This window comes from Lederbergia graminis (assembly GCF_042655485.1).
GTDB lineage: Bacteria > Bacillota > Bacilli > Bacillales > Bacillaceae_C > Lederbergia > Lederbergia graminis.
The window spans coordinates 381,805-396,992 of the sequence record NZ_JBHSMC010000014.1 but is presented as its reverse complement, the minus strand read 5'-3'; the positions used below and the strand labels follow the sequence as shown (position 1 = coordinate 396,992).

The 15,188-nt window shown below is 38.0% G+C and carries 18 protein-coding genes, 1 pseudogene and 1 riboswitch; of the genes and pseudogenes, 5 read left to right on the top strand and 14 right to left on the bottom strand.

Features of this window, described 5'->3' with window-relative positions; genetic code table 11:
- Window positions 1-70 precede the first annotated feature (70 nt).
- From ribH to ribE, 3 genes and pseudogenes are all read right to left on the bottom strand, one after another.
- Window positions 71-538, bottom strand: a complete 468-nt coding sequence (gene ribH, locus ACFPM4_RS12070) for a 6,7-dimethyl-8-ribityllumazine synthase (RefSeq protein WP_144919412.1) — start codon at window positions 536-538, stop codon at window positions 71-73.
- 57 nt (window positions 539-595) lie between these two features.
- Window positions 596-1,183 (bottom strand): annotated as a pseudogene (gene ribB, locus ACFPM4_RS12065) (3,4-dihydroxy-2-butanone-4-phosphate synthase); the annotation flags it as partial.
- 15 nt (window positions 1,184-1,198) lie between these two features.
- Window positions 1,199-1,840, bottom strand: a complete 642-nt coding sequence (ribE, locus tag ACFPM4_RS12060) for a riboflavin synthase (RefSeq protein ID WP_382351889.1) — start codon at window positions 1,838-1,840, stop codon at window positions 1,199-1,201.
- A 366-nt stretch (window positions 1,841-2,206) separates the two neighbouring features.
- Window positions 2,207-2,337, bottom strand: a riboswitch (FMN riboswitch).
- A 276-nt stretch (window positions 2,338-2,613) separates the two neighbouring features.
- On the opposite strand from ribE, the gene ACFPM4_RS12055 reads away from it, so the two are divergent.
- A complete protein-coding gene (locus ACFPM4_RS12055) occupies window positions 2,614-2,964 on the top strand; it encodes a MerR family transcriptional regulator (protein ID WP_382351886.1) in 351 nt (116 codons plus the stop codon).
- Complete coding sequence (locus ACFPM4_RS12050; protein WP_382351883.1) at window positions 2,957-3,412, top strand: SRPBCC family protein; 456 nt, start codon at window positions 2,957-2,959, stop codon at window positions 3,410-3,412. The genes ACFPM4_RS12055 and ACFPM4_RS12050 overlap by 8 nt, the downstream gene beginning before the upstream one ends.
- A gap of 289 nt (window positions 3,413-3,701) precedes the next feature.
- Here the strand turns inward: ACFPM4_RS12050 and ACFPM4_RS12045 are convergent, their stop codons facing one another.
- From ACFPM4_RS12045 to ACFPM4_RS12010, 8 genes are all read right to left on the bottom strand, one after another.
- Window positions 3,702-4,001 (bottom strand): metal-sulfur cluster assembly factor, encoded by a 300-nt coding sequence (locus ACFPM4_RS12045; RefSeq protein ID WP_382351880.1) that lies wholly within the window; start codon window positions 3,999-4,001, stop codon window positions 3,702-3,704.
- Between the two features lie 25 nt (window positions 4,002-4,026).
- Window positions 4,027-5,259, bottom strand: coding sequence for a hypothetical protein (locus tag ACFPM4_RS12040; protein ID WP_382351877.1), 1,233 nt, complete (start codon window positions 5,257-5,259; stop codon window positions 4,027-4,029).
- Window positions 5,260-5,272: 13 nt separating this feature from the next.
- A complete protein-coding gene (locus ACFPM4_RS12035; RefSeq protein WP_382351874.1) occupies window positions 5,273-5,797 on the bottom strand; it encodes a DUF2249 domain-containing protein in 525 nt (174 codons plus the stop codon).
- Between the two features lie 49 nt (window positions 5,798-5,846).
- Complete coding sequence (locus ACFPM4_RS12030; RefSeq protein WP_144919418.1) at window positions 5,847-6,170, bottom strand: hypothetical protein; 324 nt, start codon at window positions 6,168-6,170, stop codon at window positions 5,847-5,849.
- 21 nt (window positions 6,171-6,191) lie between these two features.
- Window positions 6,192-6,425 (bottom strand): DUF2249 domain-containing protein, encoded by a 234-nt coding sequence (locus ACFPM4_RS12025; protein WP_144919419.1) that lies wholly within the window; start codon window positions 6,423-6,425, stop codon window positions 6,192-6,194.
- Between the two features lie 122 nt (window positions 6,426-6,547).
- On the bottom strand, window positions 6,548-7,807 hold the full coding sequence (locus ACFPM4_RS12020; RefSeq protein ID WP_382351870.1) for a hypothetical protein: 1,260 nt from the start codon (window positions 7,805-7,807) through the stop codon (window positions 6,548-6,550).
- 27 nt (window positions 7,808-7,834) lie between these two features.
- On the bottom strand, window positions 7,835-9,250 hold the full coding sequence (gene hemY / locus ACFPM4_RS12015; RefSeq protein ID WP_382351867.1) for a protoporphyrinogen oxidase: 1,416 nt from the start codon (window positions 9,248-9,250) through the stop codon (window positions 7,835-7,837).
- Between the two features lie 25 nt (window positions 9,251-9,275).
- The gene (locus ACFPM4_RS12010) at window positions 9,276-10,391 is read right to left on the bottom strand and encodes a TIGR04053 family radical SAM/SPASM domain-containing protein (protein ID WP_382351864.1); all 1,116 of its coding nucleotides are present in this window, start codon (window positions 10,389-10,391) and stop codon (window positions 9,276-9,278) included.
- A 210-nt stretch (window positions 10,392-10,601) separates the two neighbouring features.
- Here ACFPM4_RS12010 and ACFPM4_RS12005 point away from each other — a divergent pair, with 210 nt between their 5' ends.
- The gene (locus ACFPM4_RS12005; RefSeq protein WP_382351861.1) at window positions 10,602-11,015 is read left to right on the top strand and encodes a YlbF family regulator; all 414 of its coding nucleotides are present in this window, start codon (window positions 10,602-10,604) and stop codon (window positions 11,013-11,015) included.
- A gap of 354 nt (window positions 11,016-11,369) precedes the next feature.
- Here the strand turns inward: ACFPM4_RS12005 and ACFPM4_RS12000 are convergent, their stop codons facing one another.
- Window positions 11,370-11,528 (bottom strand): hypothetical protein, encoded by a 159-nt coding sequence (locus ACFPM4_RS12000; RefSeq protein WP_382351858.1) that lies wholly within the window; start codon window positions 11,526-11,528, stop codon window positions 11,370-11,372.
- A 167-nt stretch (window positions 11,529-11,695) separates the two neighbouring features.
- Between ACFPM4_RS12000 and ilvB the strand changes: the two genes are divergently transcribed.
- Together ilvB and ACFPM4_RS11990 are read left to right on the top strand one after the other, a co-directional pair.
- A complete protein-coding gene (gene ilvB, locus ACFPM4_RS11995; protein ID WP_382351855.1) occupies window positions 11,696-13,354 on the top strand; it encodes a biosynthetic-type acetolactate synthase large subunit in 1,659 nt (552 codons plus the stop codon).
- Window positions 13,355-13,410: 56 nt separating this feature from the next.
- Window positions 13,411-14,106, top strand: a complete 696-nt coding sequence (locus ACFPM4_RS11990) for a Crp/Fnr family transcriptional regulator (protein ID WP_382351852.1) — start codon at window positions 13,411-13,413, stop codon at window positions 14,104-14,106.
- Between the two features lie 41 nt (window positions 14,107-14,147).
- Here the strand turns inward: ACFPM4_RS11990 and ACFPM4_RS11985 are convergent, their stop codons facing one another.
- Together ACFPM4_RS11985 and ACFPM4_RS11980 are read right to left on the bottom strand one after the other, a co-directional pair.
- Window positions 14,148-14,510, bottom strand: a complete 363-nt coding sequence (locus ACFPM4_RS11985) for a cupredoxin domain-containing protein (protein WP_382351849.1) — start codon at window positions 14,508-14,510, stop codon at window positions 14,148-14,150.
- A 117-nt stretch (window positions 14,511-14,627) separates the two neighbouring features.
- Entirely contained in the window at window positions 14,628-15,185 is a 558-nt protein-coding gene (locus tag ACFPM4_RS11980; protein WP_382351846.1) for a hypothetical protein, read from the bottom strand.
- Window positions 15,186-15,188: the final 3 nt, after the last annotated feature.

The window sequence follows — 15,188 nt, the reverse complement described above, 5'->3', positions numbered from 1 at the left end:
ATAGCGACTAAATAAAATAACCTCTAGTGTAGGTTCTTCTTTCATCTACACTAGAGGTTATACTTTTTTCTTAAGAAATCATTTTCCCTAGATTCGCCATCTCAATTGCGGAAACAGCAGACTCATACCCTTTATTACCTGCCTTAGTACCCGCTCTTTCAATTGCTTGCTCGATATTTTCTGTCGTTACTAATCCGAAGATAACTGGAACTCCCGATTCTAGTGAAACAGCTGCCATACCCTTCGCAGCTTCATTACACACATAATCATAATGTGTCGTCGCTCCTCTAATTACAGTTCCTAGACCAATGACAGCATCGTATTTACCTGTTTGGACTAGTTTTTTTGCAATAAGGGGAATTTCAAATGCGCCCGGCACCCATGCAATGTCTACATCTTGATCATGTACCCCATGACGCTTTAGTCCATCAACAGCCCCATCCAATAATTTGCTTGTAATGAATTCATTAAATCTCCCTACTACAATCCCCACTTTTAATCCTGTACCTATTAATTGTGCTTCGATTATATTTCCCATTTATCTTCCTCCTAATTTTTAAAATGAATGTATACCTTTCGCTTGCAAATTTTTAAGATACTCTCTTAAGTCAGCAATTGTAATGAACTTTACATCATGTTCAGCAGCTAACTTTGACAACTGTGGAACACGTGCCATTGTTCCATCTTCATTCATAATTTCACAAATTACCCCAGCTGGAGCAGCACCACAAAGCTTCGCAAGGTCTACTGCAGCTTCTGTATGTCCCGGGCGTTCTAACACTCCCCCGGCTCTTGCAATTAATGGAAATACATGACCAGGCCGTTTAAAGTCATCCGCTTCAGCATGTTCATTTAACATTGCTAAAATAGTTTCCGATCTTTCAAAAGCACTTATCCCTGTTGTAGACTTTTTATAATCAACACTTACCGTAAAGGCAGTCCCATGGAAATCTGTGTTCACTTCCACCATTGGACGTAGATTTAGCTTTTTAGCCATTTCCTCAGAAATAGGGGTGCATATTAAACCACGACCATGTGTAGCCATAAAATTAATGACATCAGGAGTAGCCTTTTCAGCTAATGCAATAAAATCTCCTTCATTTTCGCGGTCTTCATCGTCAGCTACGATGATTACTTTTCCTGCTTTTAAATCCTTTATGGCATCCTCGATTAAATCGAACATATAACACACCTCTCTTTAGTAAAATCCATGCTCAGCTAAAAAGCTTGTTGATATTCCTTGCGTTCCCTTACTTGATGTCAAATGGTGAACAATATACTTTCCAATCATATCGGTTTCAATATTTACGAAATCACCAACATTTTTCCGACCTAACACTGTATCTTGGTGTGTTAGAGGAATTAACGATACCGTAAGTAAATCGCCCGCTAATTCGAAAATGGTCAAACTTGTACCATCAATGGCAACAGAACCTTTTGGAATGCAATACGCACTAAGACCTTCATCCAGCTTAATTACGTAATATACGGCATTTTCCTTTTTTTCCTTTTTAACAATTGTCCCTGTACCGTCAATATGGCCAGAAACAAAATGCCCACCAAATCGTCCATTGGCACTCATTGCCCTTTCAAGGTTCACTGGCATACCAGGTTTTAGCAGACGAATTGTTGATGCTTTTACAGTTTCCGGCATCACGTCAACTGTGAAATATTCCTTGTTAAAAACAGTGACGGTTAAACATACACCATTAACTGAAATGCTATCGCCAATTTGGACGCCATCAACGATTTTTTCAGATAATATCGTTAGTTCCATACTCTGCCTACCCATTTTTACAGATTGGACAGTTCCGATATCTTCAATAAGTCCTGTAAACACGCACTCCTTCCTCCTTTCTATAACTTATAACGATAAAAAACCCCTTAGGAAACCTAAGGGGTTTGGGAGATTAGATAAAATATGTATAGTAGAACAAGCCTTATGCTTTTTTATAAAAAGCTCTGTTAAACTCTGTTAAACTCTGTTGTTGATTTTCGCTCCTGTACACTCGCTTTCCGCGGGCACGGCCTCAGCTAACTTGGCAAAGAAAACCACACTTTGCCAAGTGGATCTTCGGCTCGTGCTGTTCCCGCTGGAGTCTCGTGTACATCCGCTACAATCAACTAAGTTGTTAACAACAATGAACTTTAACAGAGCCTTACAAAAAAAACATAAGACTACACATATACTATTTACAAATTCCATCCTGTCCTTCTCCCATCCAGACTATACTGTCGGCTTTGGAATCTCACCAAATCCTGCCTTATTCAGGCTCGCGGGCTTAGAATTACTTCATCACCGCCGGCTGGGAATTTCACCCTACCCCGAAGGACAAAAATTTAATTATTTCTTATTACTTATGATACATCAGTATCAAATAAATTTTATCATACCGAATACGATTATCCAAATACAATAAATTGGAAAATTGCAGTTGAACATAGATTTATTACCAAACTTACACATGATAATAAAGAGTGAATTCGCATGAATCTTACAAAAAATAGCGCCCTATTGTCTGGGTTTATTTACTAGGAAAAATGAAAAACTATAATTGATTGACATTGTGGTGCACCACATAGTTTATAATCGGTTTTGAAAGGGGGACAATTATGTATCGCATCGGAGAATTTGCCGCTATGACGGAGCTGTCAAAAGAGACTTTAAGATACTATGCTGAAATTGGACTATTAGAGCCAGTTTACGTAGACCCCACTAACCGTTATAGCTACTATGACAATAATTCTTTTTTAACTGCAAGATTATTATATTACTTACGCCGGTTTGACTTCTCTATACAAGAGATGAAAGAGGTTGTAAAAGAACGTTCCTTAGATGATTTGGAAAGTATTCTACAGGCAAAGAAAAAGAAGCTAATGAAAAAAGTTAATGAAATACATGCACTAATAAATGATATTGATTCTTTTATCGATTATGGAAATGGAGTGGAAATAAATGATTAGTTGGAGAAAAGAGATTACAATCCCTGCAAATATAGAAACAGTTTGGAAGCTCTTTGATATTGATCAAATTCAAAGGATAATGCCAAATGTGGTTGAGCATAAACCAATCGACATAAAAGAAGGTGTCGTAGGTTCAACCTATTTACAAACCTATCAAGAAGGGAAACGTAAAGAATCATATATCGTTACTGATATTGAGCACGAGGAAACGGATGTGAGGAAACATCATAAAATTGAGTTTACGTTAGCTAAGGTCTTCCATATCCAAGCAGCATATACATTAATTAAAGAAGATGATAATATGACAAGGTTTATCTATTCAGGGAATAATGAAGGAACTAATTTTCTTGGACGCTCTTTATTAAAACTTGGCGGCACAAAGAATAATGAAAAGGTAGTAAATGAGTTTGTGGAATTGGTTCGAAACGAGGCATTGAAAAATAACTGATTTATATACAAACCGTGTCCCTCTGCCCATCTTAGTAATGATTGGGGTCAAAAGACACCTATCAAACGAAGATTCCCTTTAGAAACACTAGTAAAAAGCTCTGTTAAACTCTGTTGTTGATTTTCGCTCCTGTACACTCGCTTTCCGCGGGCACGGCCTCAGCTAACTTGGCAAAGAAAACTGCTTTGCCAAGTGGATCTTCGGCTCGTGCTGTTCCCGCAGGAGTCTCGTGTACATCCGCTACAATCAACTAAGTTGTTAACAACAATGAACTTTAACAGAGCCTATTTTAAAAGAATCCAAGTATTTGCTTTCCTTGTTCTGATATCATTGCCGGTGACCACTGTGGTTCCCAGACTACATCAATATCCACATCCTCTAGATCAAGGCGATCCTTCAAGATAAATCGAACTCCACCAACAATAGTGTCATGCATTGGACAACCTGGTGTTGTTAATGTCATCTTGATATACGTTTTACCATCATGATATTGAATATCATATACAAGTCCAAGTTCCACTATGCTAATGCCTAGTTCCGGATCATATACGAGGTCTAACATTTCTTTAATTTGTTCTACCATATCCATACTTTCTTCACTCCTTACATACAATTTAGCGGGCAAATACAAAGCCGATTAACCCTATATAAAGTATGGAAACAAGCGATAATATCGTACCTCCAATGGCAATGATTATAGATGCCTCCATGAATAACCCTGTCAGTAATAGGAGAAAAAAGCCCGCTACAATCGCTAGTCCTATTTGTACCTTTTTCTCATCCAATAAGTCAGCCATTAACGGAATGCCAGGTTTGCCAGCATGTTTTCCATACTTATGTGTCCACCACAGAAATGGCACGATTTTTGAAGCGTAACAAAGTATCGTAAAGGATACCCAGCCTCCAAGATAGATCCACCCTGCAATGGTCATTGTTTTAGCATGAAAGAGCTGTTCCGGAAAGAGCAGAGAATATATTAATAATCCGATAACAAGTACTAGAAAAGCTTGGCTAGCAAAAACCGACCACTTAATTCCTAATCCAGGATTTCGTTTATTACGATACTTCTTAATCTGTAGGAGATGGATATTATATACGACAATGGCACCTGTAAGAATGAAAAGAGCTAACCAGCTAATCCAAAATCCTCCACCAATTAAGAAATTAATTGCCCCTAAGACGACTGCACTATTCCAAAGAATCAGGGTAACAGTTTGTAAATTAGTTGGATATTGATGGGATAAATAGAACATCGGTAGCATTTTATAACTAAAGCCAGTGATGAGAAGCCCAAACCAGCCAACAGTACCTAACCATATATGAGAGCGAAATAGATTTTCGTGGAACTCGCCCCAAATTCCCGTATAGAAATTGACCCCCATTGCCATTCCTATGAAACCAGTTAATACTAAATAACCAACTGCACATGCTGCACTTATCGTGATGGCATCCCATTTAGATGCACGAATTAATGTTACGCCCATATTCCATGCGAACAATAAAATTCCGATAAAAGTTAAACTAGCAAAACTAGCAATTATCATTACTTTTCCGAAGTAAAATCCATATAAAAGACCAATTAACCCTACCGTAAAGAAGATGTAATGAATATATCCTAGTCGTTCACTATAAATCTTTGATTGCAGTATTACATTAATTAGTTGGTAAACAGCGCCCATCGCAAGCATTGTTGCCCACCCAAGCACAAACAAATGCGTTTGGAACCATCCTGTTGGACCACGTAAACTATTCATCATCCAATCTGACAAACTAATAATGGTGGTTGCTTGGAAAAAAACGAAACCAATTATGCCTGTTATGATGAAAAGAAATGGGAGACGAAACATATCCCACGCCTCCTTACACTTTTTGAATCTTTACTTTTGCTGAACCATCCGACTGTTCGTCAATGTCAAACGGACAGCCTAACCGCTTTAATTCCTCAATGAGAAAAACCGGCACACGGTCATTATGGATATGAACCTTATCACCTGGTAGCGAACGATCTAATGCTGCTAATGTCCGCATCATTGGTTGTGGTGGCTCTAACCCACGATTATTCAGTTCAATTATTTTTGGTTCTCTATCTATTGCTTCCATTTTCTTCTTTTTCGTGACTTCCATATTCTCATCTATTTCAAGGAAGTGTTTATACTTTTTATTTACAAAAGATACAACCCAATGGTTTTTATCTATTTTTTCTACTTTATGAACGTAACCTTTCATTTTCAAAAGACCTAATAATGGCGTTGGTTTAAAAGTAGCATGAAGAACAAAGATATCTTCTTCTTTTAAGTTCTTCACCGTATTCATTATTAATTGAAATGGTTCTAGTTTTTTCTTCAACTGCTCGCGTACATCAAGTTCTACAATGTTTCTCTCCACATTACATCAACTCCCAACATGGGGGATGGCAGTTCCCCCACCCATGTAACTATGCTACAAATTTCCTCGCTTCTTCGTATATACCTGCCATCCCACCATACAAGGAATAGAAAAAGCTGTCCGGTGCATCCAAGGAGAAGGAATTATATTGCTTCGGATCCACCTCTAACATTTTTTCAAAAAGTTGAGCACTATCATATGCATAAAAACAAAAGTACGTATATTCAAACTCTGGCATTTTTTCATAGATTGTCACAATATCATGGGCATATTGTTGTATATGTTGAGCTGCCTCATGAACCATGGAAATCGCATCCCGGAGTTCTACTTTTATTTTCAACGTATTTTCATCGATAATCTCTACCTTTGCCATAAAAATCAGCTCCAACTAGCTTTATAGTTTATCAATCTTCACTTGGAATACTTCTGGTCCCTGCTCTACATATTCCCAGTGATAATCACCTGCGTACATCGACTCGAATTGAAAATGTAATGGCTTTGGATCATGATCATTAATTAATAACATCGACTCAGATGGATTTAATTTCTTAAAGGTTTCGAATATCACCTTATGTTTTAAATGTGGTGGATACTCTGTCACTTTAATCGTTGCTGCATATGTATTCATGTTTTATTCCTCCTATAAAATTAGATTTCTCAATTATCATTATAAGTTTCCAAGAAAATGAGAATGTGATTGCGGTCACATAATTGAAAATAATGTTCAATTAGATGATGCAATCACATTTTTTAATAACGAAATACCTTTTGTAATTCCATTAAATAAATAACGACGAAGCAAACAGCGATCAATTGACCAACTAAAGCAAGTATAGAATTTTCTAAAATAAATCCGCTCACAACGAGGACAATTCCTACCAAATAGCCGATGAGCTCTATGGTCATGCGATTCCCTGGTAGCATTTCATATAATAGAACCGCCGACTTCCTTTGTTCCTTCGTTTGGTAGCGATGTGGCCACCAAAGAAAAGGAATAATCTTAAATAAATAACTCAAGATGGACGCAGAAAACCAGCCTAAAATAATAGTCACAATCAAGCCTTCTGTAAGATTGGGAATTCCTTTAGGAAGTAGTTTAGCGATACTCCATGCAATAAATAAAACGAACATCATAGGTAGTAGATAAAATGCGACCTTTACTGTTCCAATCGGTAGTCTCCCTCTTCGATACTTCCTTACAGCAAAGATATAGCTAATAAATAAACTGAGTCCAACAACCATACATCCCGTTGCGATATGAGCTAGCCACTGCATCTCACTCCATATGGATATAACGTGGAGCAGCACACCTACATGGTAAAGCCCAATTATCCAATAGCCAGAAGTGGTCACTTTCTTCGTAGACACATAGAACATCGGCAATAGTTTCAAGCTATACACGATGATTAATCCCGATAACCAGCCCGCAATTCCGAACCATAAATGACTGTGAAAAGTGGCTTCATACATATGTGCATTTGTACCGAGCGCTGCTTGCATCCCCATCGCAATACCGAGGAAAATGGTAAGGAGATAGGATCCTAGACTTAAACTCACGCCTAATACAAACACATTCCACTCTTTTCTCTTCCTACATGTCATGAGCAAATTATACACGTACAGAATACCTGCAATAGTAACACTAACCCCTCCAACGATGATGAGTGCAATATGTGTGTAAAACCCTAGCATGAGGCCGATTACCCCTGCTACATGTAATACAAACTGGATATACCCCAACATCTTACTAAACAGTGTTGTCCTCATAATAACTTGGGTTAATTGAAAGCTAGCACCCATTGCCACCATTGTTGCCCAACCAAGTAATAATAGATGAGCTAGAAACCAACCTTTTGGAGTCCTTACTGTTGATAACTCTACAAGATCAGGAATTAGCCAAGCTCCTACAATCATCGCACCTAAAAACATACTTAGCCCGGTACCAATGAATAAAAAAGTTAGCTTTAATATTTGCAAATTTGGTGGTATTTTCGGTATAGACTTACTCATCTTCTACTCCCCGTTCTAACTCTTTATCTATCGTAAGAGTTGTAATACATGCTCTGCTGCCTCTCTCCCTTGCTGTATACAATTGGGAATACCTACTCCTCCATATCCAGCTCCACACAAATAAATACCAGGATGTTCTTGTAATTCTTCTCTGCCAACTCGTAACTGCTCTAAATGCCCAACAGGATATTGAGGCATGGACTTATAACATCTCGAAATCTCAATGAATTCAGGTTCTGCCGAAATCCCCATTGTTTCCATAATATCTTTCCGAACCTTCTTCACTAACTCTGCATCTGATAAAGCTGTCCACTCTTCTGCATTAGCACGTCCTACATACGTTCTGAGTAAAACTTTTTCGTTTGGAGCTGTGTGATTCCACTTCGATGAGGTCCAAGTACATGCCGTAATGAACCTCCCTTCTTTCCGTGGAACGAGAAACCCTGACCCATTCAACGGATGATTTATATCCTTTTGGTCATAAGCCAACGCAATATTTGCAACGGACACGTACGGAACTTGCTTTAAGTAATTCGCAAAAGTTAATTCAGGCAATAGAGTAGCAGCCACGGTAGTTGGCACTGCTAAAACGACTGCATCTGCATCTATTTCTGCTCCGTTTTCAAGCTTTACCTTGTATCCCTTATCCGCCTTATTCAATTCCACAATGCCTTCACCAGTTATGATATTAGTAGAATGCAATTCCTCCACTAGACGGTTTACTAGCGTAGCTAAGCCATTTTTGAAACTTAAAAACATACTTCTTTTTGCTACTTCTGGTAGGTTACTAGCTGGTCGCGCTCCTTTCGTACCATTTAACATTCCTAAAATAAGACTACGATGCTTCAGTTCTAGCTGTTTGAACTGTGGAAAAGTAGCATTCAAACTTAAGAACTGTGTATCCCCAGAATAAATTCCAGAAAGCAATGGTTCCGTTATATTTTCTAGAACCTCTTTCCCTAATCTCCGTTCAATAAAAGACCCTAATGATTCATCTTCTTGATCATCTTTTTTGGGTAACAGAAAATCCATCGCAGCTCTCGCTTTTCCGAGTGGAGAAATCAACCCCGTTTTTACAAATGATGAAAACTTTGTCGGAATTCCAAGGACAAGTCCCATTGGCATAGGATGCAGTTTACCTTTATGAAGAATGTAATTTGTTTTTGCATTTGCATTTGTTGCCACTAACTCATCTTCTAATCCCAGTTCTTGTACCAATTTTATAACGGGAAGTTTCCTTGCTAGAAAAGAGTCAGGACCTTTTTCAATGACAAAGCCATCACGTTGTACTGTCTTAATTTTTCCACCTACATGATTACTTTTTTCGATTAGCGTAATCTCCACAGGTATTTGTTGTTCTTCCAATAATCTTTTTGTATAAAATGCCGCACTTAACCCCGATATTCCGCCACCAACGACAACAACTTTTTTATGATTATTCATTTTGGTGTATCCTTTCATGAAGCTACTAGTTATTTTGCAACTGCACTTTCCTCGTTTTCTCCCATGCTTTTGGGATATAAGGACAATATGGTTCACTTTCTAAATAGTCACCTGTTACTGCATATGCACGTGCTCTTGACCCACCACATATCTCCTTAAATTCGCAAACTCCGCACTTTCCTTTTAATAGGGATTTATCACGTAATTGCTTCATAATAGGTGAGTTACGATAAATATCAATTAGTGATTGTTCGCGTACATTGCCACATACGACTGGAAGAAATCCACTTGGGTACACTTCACCAATATGACTAATGAAGACAAATCCATCTCCATCATTCACACTTCTAGGTGCACGACCTAATAAATCTTCACGTTTTGTTTCGATTCCTGAGGTAGATGTCCCAATTCTTGCTTTTTCTTGTAAAAATACTCTTCGATAATGTGGAGCCTCTGTCGTCTTTACCCCATATGGCATTGTTTGTTGAATTTGATATAGCCATTTCATAACTTCCTCATGCTGTTCTGGTGTAATGATATCCTTCGCCATTCCTCTGCCTGTTGGAACGAGGAAGAATAAGCTCCACAATACCGCTCCCATCTCTTTTACCTTCTCTGCAATCTTTGGTAAATCTGTGAGATTATAATTCGAAACAGTAGTATTCACTTGGATGGGAATATGAAGCTCCTTCAGATATTCGATACCTCTCATCGTCATATCGTAAGACCCTCTTGTTCCACGGAAATGATCATGTATCTCTGCACATGATCCATCTAAGCTAAATGCCCAACGAGATAAACCAACATCCTTCGCCTTTTCAATTGCCTTCTTCGTCACCCTTGGCGTTGCACTTGGTGTCATCGAAACCGATAACTTTTTCTCTTCAATCGCATACTTTGCTAAATCATATAAATCCGGTCTCATTAACGGGTCGCCACCGGTAAATACGAAAAGTGGATTATCCATTTTTGCAATATCATCAATTAGCTTTTTTCCTTCTTCAAATGAAAGCTGTCTTGGATCTGCCTTGTACTGTGCCTCTGCCCGACAATGCAAACATTTCAGTGCACATGCCCGAGTTACTTCCCATATCACAATAAATGGATTTTCGTTATAATCTCTTTCTCTCCTGAATGACATTCATAATCCTCCCAACATATCGCATAAGCGTTAAACTCATTCTAATAAAAATAGCATTTGAGGTTTGTGATGAATGTCACATGTTTAGTTAACGAGATAAAAATACCTTCCAATATGTGAGTGTTGTCACAGATATGTTGACAAGAACATTGTAGATTAATGATGAAGGTTATTTTTCCATCTACATAAAAATTTTGAGGAGGTGCATGTATGATTGTTAAAATGGATACAGATTTTGTTTCCGAAAAAATGGAAGAGCTTTGTTCCGCCATTTTAAATCAAGATGCCTATATTGAATTACGAAGTAAGATAGAAAAATTTACTGAAAATGAGGAAGCTGTTAAGCAATATGAAGAATTTGCAGACATGCAACGATCATTACAAGAAAAGGAACAACGTGAGGGCTTATCACCATCCGAAATCGCTGCTTACGAACAGATAGAACTGGAACTGTATGATAACCCTGTAATAAGAGAATTCTTAAATGCCCAACGTGAATTCAGCGATGTTCACAGCATCATTAACCAATACTTCACTAAGACCATTGAGCTGAATCGTCTTCCAAGCAGAAAAGAAATAAAAAAAGGCGGCTGTGGCTGCGGCGGAGCTTGTGGTAATCATTAAAGTGCATGAAAAAACGGTAGCTCTATGGCGGCTATCGTTTTTTACTTTTAGAAGAAGGACTTTGAAAGCATTTTGGAGGTTTACTAGTGGTAGATAGTAGGTTACTAGGAGATTACTTGCCGTTATCGGTGATTCACTAGCCATTTGGGTTTGTTTACTAGCCGTTAACTTTGATTTACTGGCCATCTGTGTCTGTTTACTAGCCATCATTCCTCTTTTACTAGCCGTCCTTCATTTACTGGCCGTTCTATACAGATTACAAGCCGTCGCATCTTGGTTACTAGCTGTCATCGGTGATTTACTGGCCATACTTGCCTATTTACTAGCCATCATTCTTCTTTTACGAGCCGTCCTTCATTTACTGGCTGTTCTATACAGATTACAAGCCGTCGCATCATGTTTACTAGCCATCATCGGTGATTTTCTGGCCATCCGTGTCTGTTTACTAGCCATCGCACTTCTTTTACTAGCCATTACTCTCCATTTACAAGCCATCTTTAATTTACTGTCCATTCACTCCTGTTTACAAGCAGTTCCACTAAGTCCAATCTCAAAATTAGCTCTCTTCCTTTTTAAAATGTGATGCAAGTCACAAATACTAGCAGAACTTTCTGTTAAGGTGAATGACATATTAGCAAAAAAACTGAATTTTCTTTCCATAGACAGAGGAGATGTTCGTAATGTATGGTGCACAATTACTTATTAAATTACTAGAGGAACATGGGGTCGACACTATATTTGGTTATCCAGGAGGAGCAGTGTTACCAGTATATGATGCATTATTTGATTGCCAAAGCATAAAGCATATTCTCGTTCGCCATGAACAAGCTGCTGTTCATGCTGCAGATGGGTATGCACGTGCAACCGGAAAACCTGGTATAGCTTTAGTTACAAGTGGACCAGGTGCCACGAATGCAGTGACAGGAATTGCTACTGCTCATGTCGATTCTGTTCCACTGATTGTGCTCACTGGACAAGTGCCTACTAATTTACTTGGTTTAGACAGTTTTCAGGAAGTAGATATTTTTGCCATGACCATGACAGTTACGAAGCATAATTTCATGGTTACGGATATCCGAGATCTTCCTAGTGTGATCCATCAGGCTTTTCAAATCGCTACATCTGGTAGACCTGGCCCTGTATTAATCGACTTGCCAAAGGATGTCATGACAAACCATGTTACGGAACACGATAAAAAAGACAAAGAAATTCGTTCTTTTATCGTCCCAAAAATAAAAGAAAAAGAGATACATATCATTGCTGAAAAAATAAATAATGCAGAGCGTCCTGTACTAATAATCGGTGGAGGATGTATCGCAGGAGATGGTCCAACTCTAGTGCATGAGCTTGCCATTCGTTGTGATATCCCTGTCACTTCAACTCTGATGGGACTTGATGCTTTTCCAGCTGAACATCCACTACATTTGGGGATGCTTGGAATGCATGGTACCGTTGCAGCAAATCGTGCGGTCCATGGAGCTGATGTCCTAATCTCCTTAGGAATGCGATTTAGTGATCGAGTAACAGGAAATAAAAAGTCTTTTTCTCCTAATTCGTTTAAAATTCATATTGATATCGATAATGCTGAACTAAATAAAAATATTCGTGTGGATATACCAGTATGTAGTTCTGTGGAAGATGCTCTAACGCAAATACTAAAATATATAAAACCGAAGCCACATACTTCCTGGCATGAAAAAATAAACAATTGGGCGAAGCATGCACCTGCATTCAAGCCAGTACAAGATGGACGTTTAACTCCCCAAGAAGTAATTAGAGCAATAGATAAAGCAACTGACGAGCAAACAATCATTTCAACCGATGTTGGACAGCACCAAATTTGGACAGCTCATCATTATCAGCTTCACACACCGCGAACATTTTTAACCTCAGGTGGGCTAGGAACGATGGGGTACGGTTTTCCAGCTGCAATTGGAGCAGCTGTTGCTTTTCCCGAACGACAAATTGTTTGTATTAGTGGCGACGGTAGTTTCCAAATGAATATGCAAGAAATCATGACTGCTGTTGATTATGGTCTAAATGTAAAAGTAGTAATTTTGAAAAATGGTTATCTCGGTATGGTGCGCCAATGGCAACAATTATTTTTAAATCAAAGATATTCTGCAGTTCATATCTCCTCACCTGATTTTGCAGCAATGGCTACAACCTTTGGAGCAACAGGCTTTTCTGCACGAACATTGGATGAAGCGTATGCGATAATCCATGAAGGAATAATGACAAAAGGACCTGTCATTATGGAATTTGAGGTAGTGGAAGAGGCAAATGTATATCCAATTGTCCCTCCTGGCGCAAGCAACCAGGATATGATTGAGGAATGAAACAAATGGAAAGTTACGATATAATGAGATTGCAAAGACGAAGGAGGGAAATCCACTTGTCTAAAAAAACCGTAGCATCTTTACTACAACAAGTTCCTTTATTTAAGGATTTAAATACACAAGAAATAAAGCGTTTAGAGGAAATTACAATTCCTCGTTTTCTCGCAAAAAAATCAACTGTCTTTTCAGAAGGTAGTGAAAAAGAGTCCGTCTATTTTATCCAAGATGGATTGATAAAAACATATAAAACCGACGAGAATGGTCACGAACAAATTGTCTCTTTTTTAAAAACTGGTGATATGTTTCCACATACAGGTTTTTTCAATGAAAACCCTTATCCAGCTACCGCTGAAACACTAGTGGACACACAGCTTTTAGCAATTCCCATTCATTTATTTGATCAATTAATGGTGAATAATCCAACGATTGCAATCAAAGTAATGCGTGTGATGGGTAGAATTATTGGCGATCTTCAAGAGAGACTCCAAGTTCTATCAGGGAAAGATGTCAAACATCGCGCACTCTCCTTTTTACTAAAACTTGCGGAAAAGCATGGTCAGCATGAGGAGAACAAAGTTACCATCCATTTACCAATGACAAATCAAGAGTTTGCTAATTCTGTTGGTACAACACGAGAAACAATCAATCGTTTGTTCAACCAATTGATTAAGAGCGGTATTTTAGAAATGGATCGAAATCAAATGGTAATAACCGACTTAGAAGCATTCCACGAAGTATTGGAACAAAAATAAACAACATCCCATCAAAAGTATGGGATGTTGTTTTTTATTGATTATTCTACGATTAGTGTACCAACCATGTCATCATGTCCTATACCACAGAAAATAGAACAAACATATTCAAATTCACCTGTTTTATTTGCAACGAAGGAGATTGTTTTGTCGCCTCTTACTTCTTTGTTGTATCCTTCAAACTTAACTGCATGGTTACCTTCAGAGTTCTTTAATGTTACCTTAACTGTGTCACCTTTGTTAACTTTAATTTCTTTTAAATCAAACTCAAAGTTTGTTGCATCTATTGTAAATTCTTTTACTTCACCGTTTCCAACAGCTTCTTCCTCATCATCGCCACCACACGCTGCCAATAGGAACATTGAAGCTACCACAAGCATTAGTGCTAACATCCATTTTTTCATCATTGTTTCCTCCTCATAAATGATATATTTAAATCGTAAAGCGATTAATAAATTTTCACTGTGATATACATCACAATTTTTATTATAAGTCTTTGTTGCACTTAAAGCTGTGACAAATTATTCAATCTTTGATCCATCTTGAAACGCTAGAAAGATCAAATACAGCAGTAAACAAATTGCCATCGTCAGAAAACCCCAACCTAACGTTATTTGTTCAATTAATAAATAGTTATTACATAACTGCACAGGAGAATAAATGTACAACCATCCCATCCCTATGAACAAAATTGTAAAGATAATAAAGATGACATTTTTTCCTTTTATCGTTAGCTTTTTCCAACTATCTCGCAGCGGCATCCCTGCCAAAAATGGCAAACTTATAAATTTAAAAACTTCAACACTTGTAGTTGTTAATGCCTCGTCCATCGTACGTGGAATCATCCAATACACCATGATAATCATGAATAGAAGAATGCCTGGAATACCGTTATGATTCCATTTTTCAAAAATGCGTGGAAATCGATGTTGAACGTAACGGGCCATTAAGAAACCAGCAATGACGAGTAATGGCATTTGCATGTGCATATGAATAATCATGATCGATTCTAACAAATTAGCTACAGGAGGAATGATTAAAAATATATATAATAGCAAACCATACATAAACTGTCTCATTCA

What these genes read in the sequence shown, in the direction of transcription:
- ribH (WP_144919412.1), bottom strand. Translation starts at nt 538, where the DNA reads ATGGGAAATATAATCGAAGCACAATTAATAGGTACAGGATTAAAAGTG.
- ACFPM4_RS12055 (WP_382351886.1), top strand. Translation starts at nt 2,614, where the DNA reads ATGTATCGCATCGGAGAATTTGCCGCTATGACGGAGCTGTCAAAAGAG.
- ACFPM4_RS12050 (WP_382351883.1), top strand. Translation starts at nt 2,957, where the DNA reads ATGATTAGTTGGAGAAAAGAGATTACAATCCCTGCAAATATAGAAACA.
- ACFPM4_RS12045 (WP_382351880.1), bottom strand. Translation starts at nt 4,001, where the DNA reads ATGGATATGGTAGAACAAATTAAAGAAATGTTAGACCTCGTATATGAT.
- ACFPM4_RS12040 (WP_382351877.1), bottom strand. Translation starts at nt 5,259, where the DNA reads ATGTTTCGTCTCCCATTTCTTTTCATCATAACAGGCATAATTGGTTTC.
- ACFPM4_RS12030 (WP_144919418.1), bottom strand. Translation starts at nt 6,170, where the DNA reads ATGGCAAAGGTAGAGATTATCGATGAAAATACGTTGAAAATAAAAGTA.
- ACFPM4_RS12025 (WP_144919419.1), bottom strand. Translation starts at nt 6,425, where the DNA reads ATGAATACATATGCAGCAACGATTAAAGTGACAGAGTATCCACCACAT.
- ACFPM4_RS12020 (WP_382351870.1), bottom strand. Translation starts at nt 7,807, where the DNA reads ATGAGTAAGTCTATACCGAAAATACCACCAAATTTGCAAATATTAAAG.
- hemY (WP_382351867.1), bottom strand. Translation starts at nt 9,250, where the DNA reads ATGAATAATCATAAAAAAGTTGTTGTCGTTGGTGGCGGAATATCGGGG.
- ACFPM4_RS12010 (WP_382351864.1), bottom strand. Translation starts at nt 10,391, where the DNA reads ATGTCATTCAGGAGAGAAAGAGATTATAACGAAAATCCATTTATTGTG.
- ACFPM4_RS12005 (WP_382351861.1), top strand. Translation starts at nt 10,602, where the DNA reads ATGATTGTTAAAATGGATACAGATTTTGTTTCCGAAAAAATGGAAGAG.
- ACFPM4_RS12000 (WP_382351858.1), bottom strand. Translation starts at nt 11,528, where the DNA reads ATGGACAGTAAATTAAAGATGGCTTGTAAATGGAGAGTAATGGCTAGT.
- ilvB (WP_382351855.1), top strand. Translation starts at nt 11,696, where the DNA reads ATGTATGGTGCACAATTACTTATTAAATTACTAGAGGAACATGGGGTC.
- ACFPM4_RS11985 (WP_382351849.1), bottom strand. Translation starts at nt 14,510, where the DNA reads ATGAAAAAATGGATGTTAGCACTAATGCTTGTGGTAGCTTCAATGTTC.
- ACFPM4_RS11980 (WP_382351846.1), bottom strand. Translation starts at nt 15,185, where the DNA reads ATGAGACAGTTTATGTATGGTTTGCTATTATATATATTTTTAATCATT.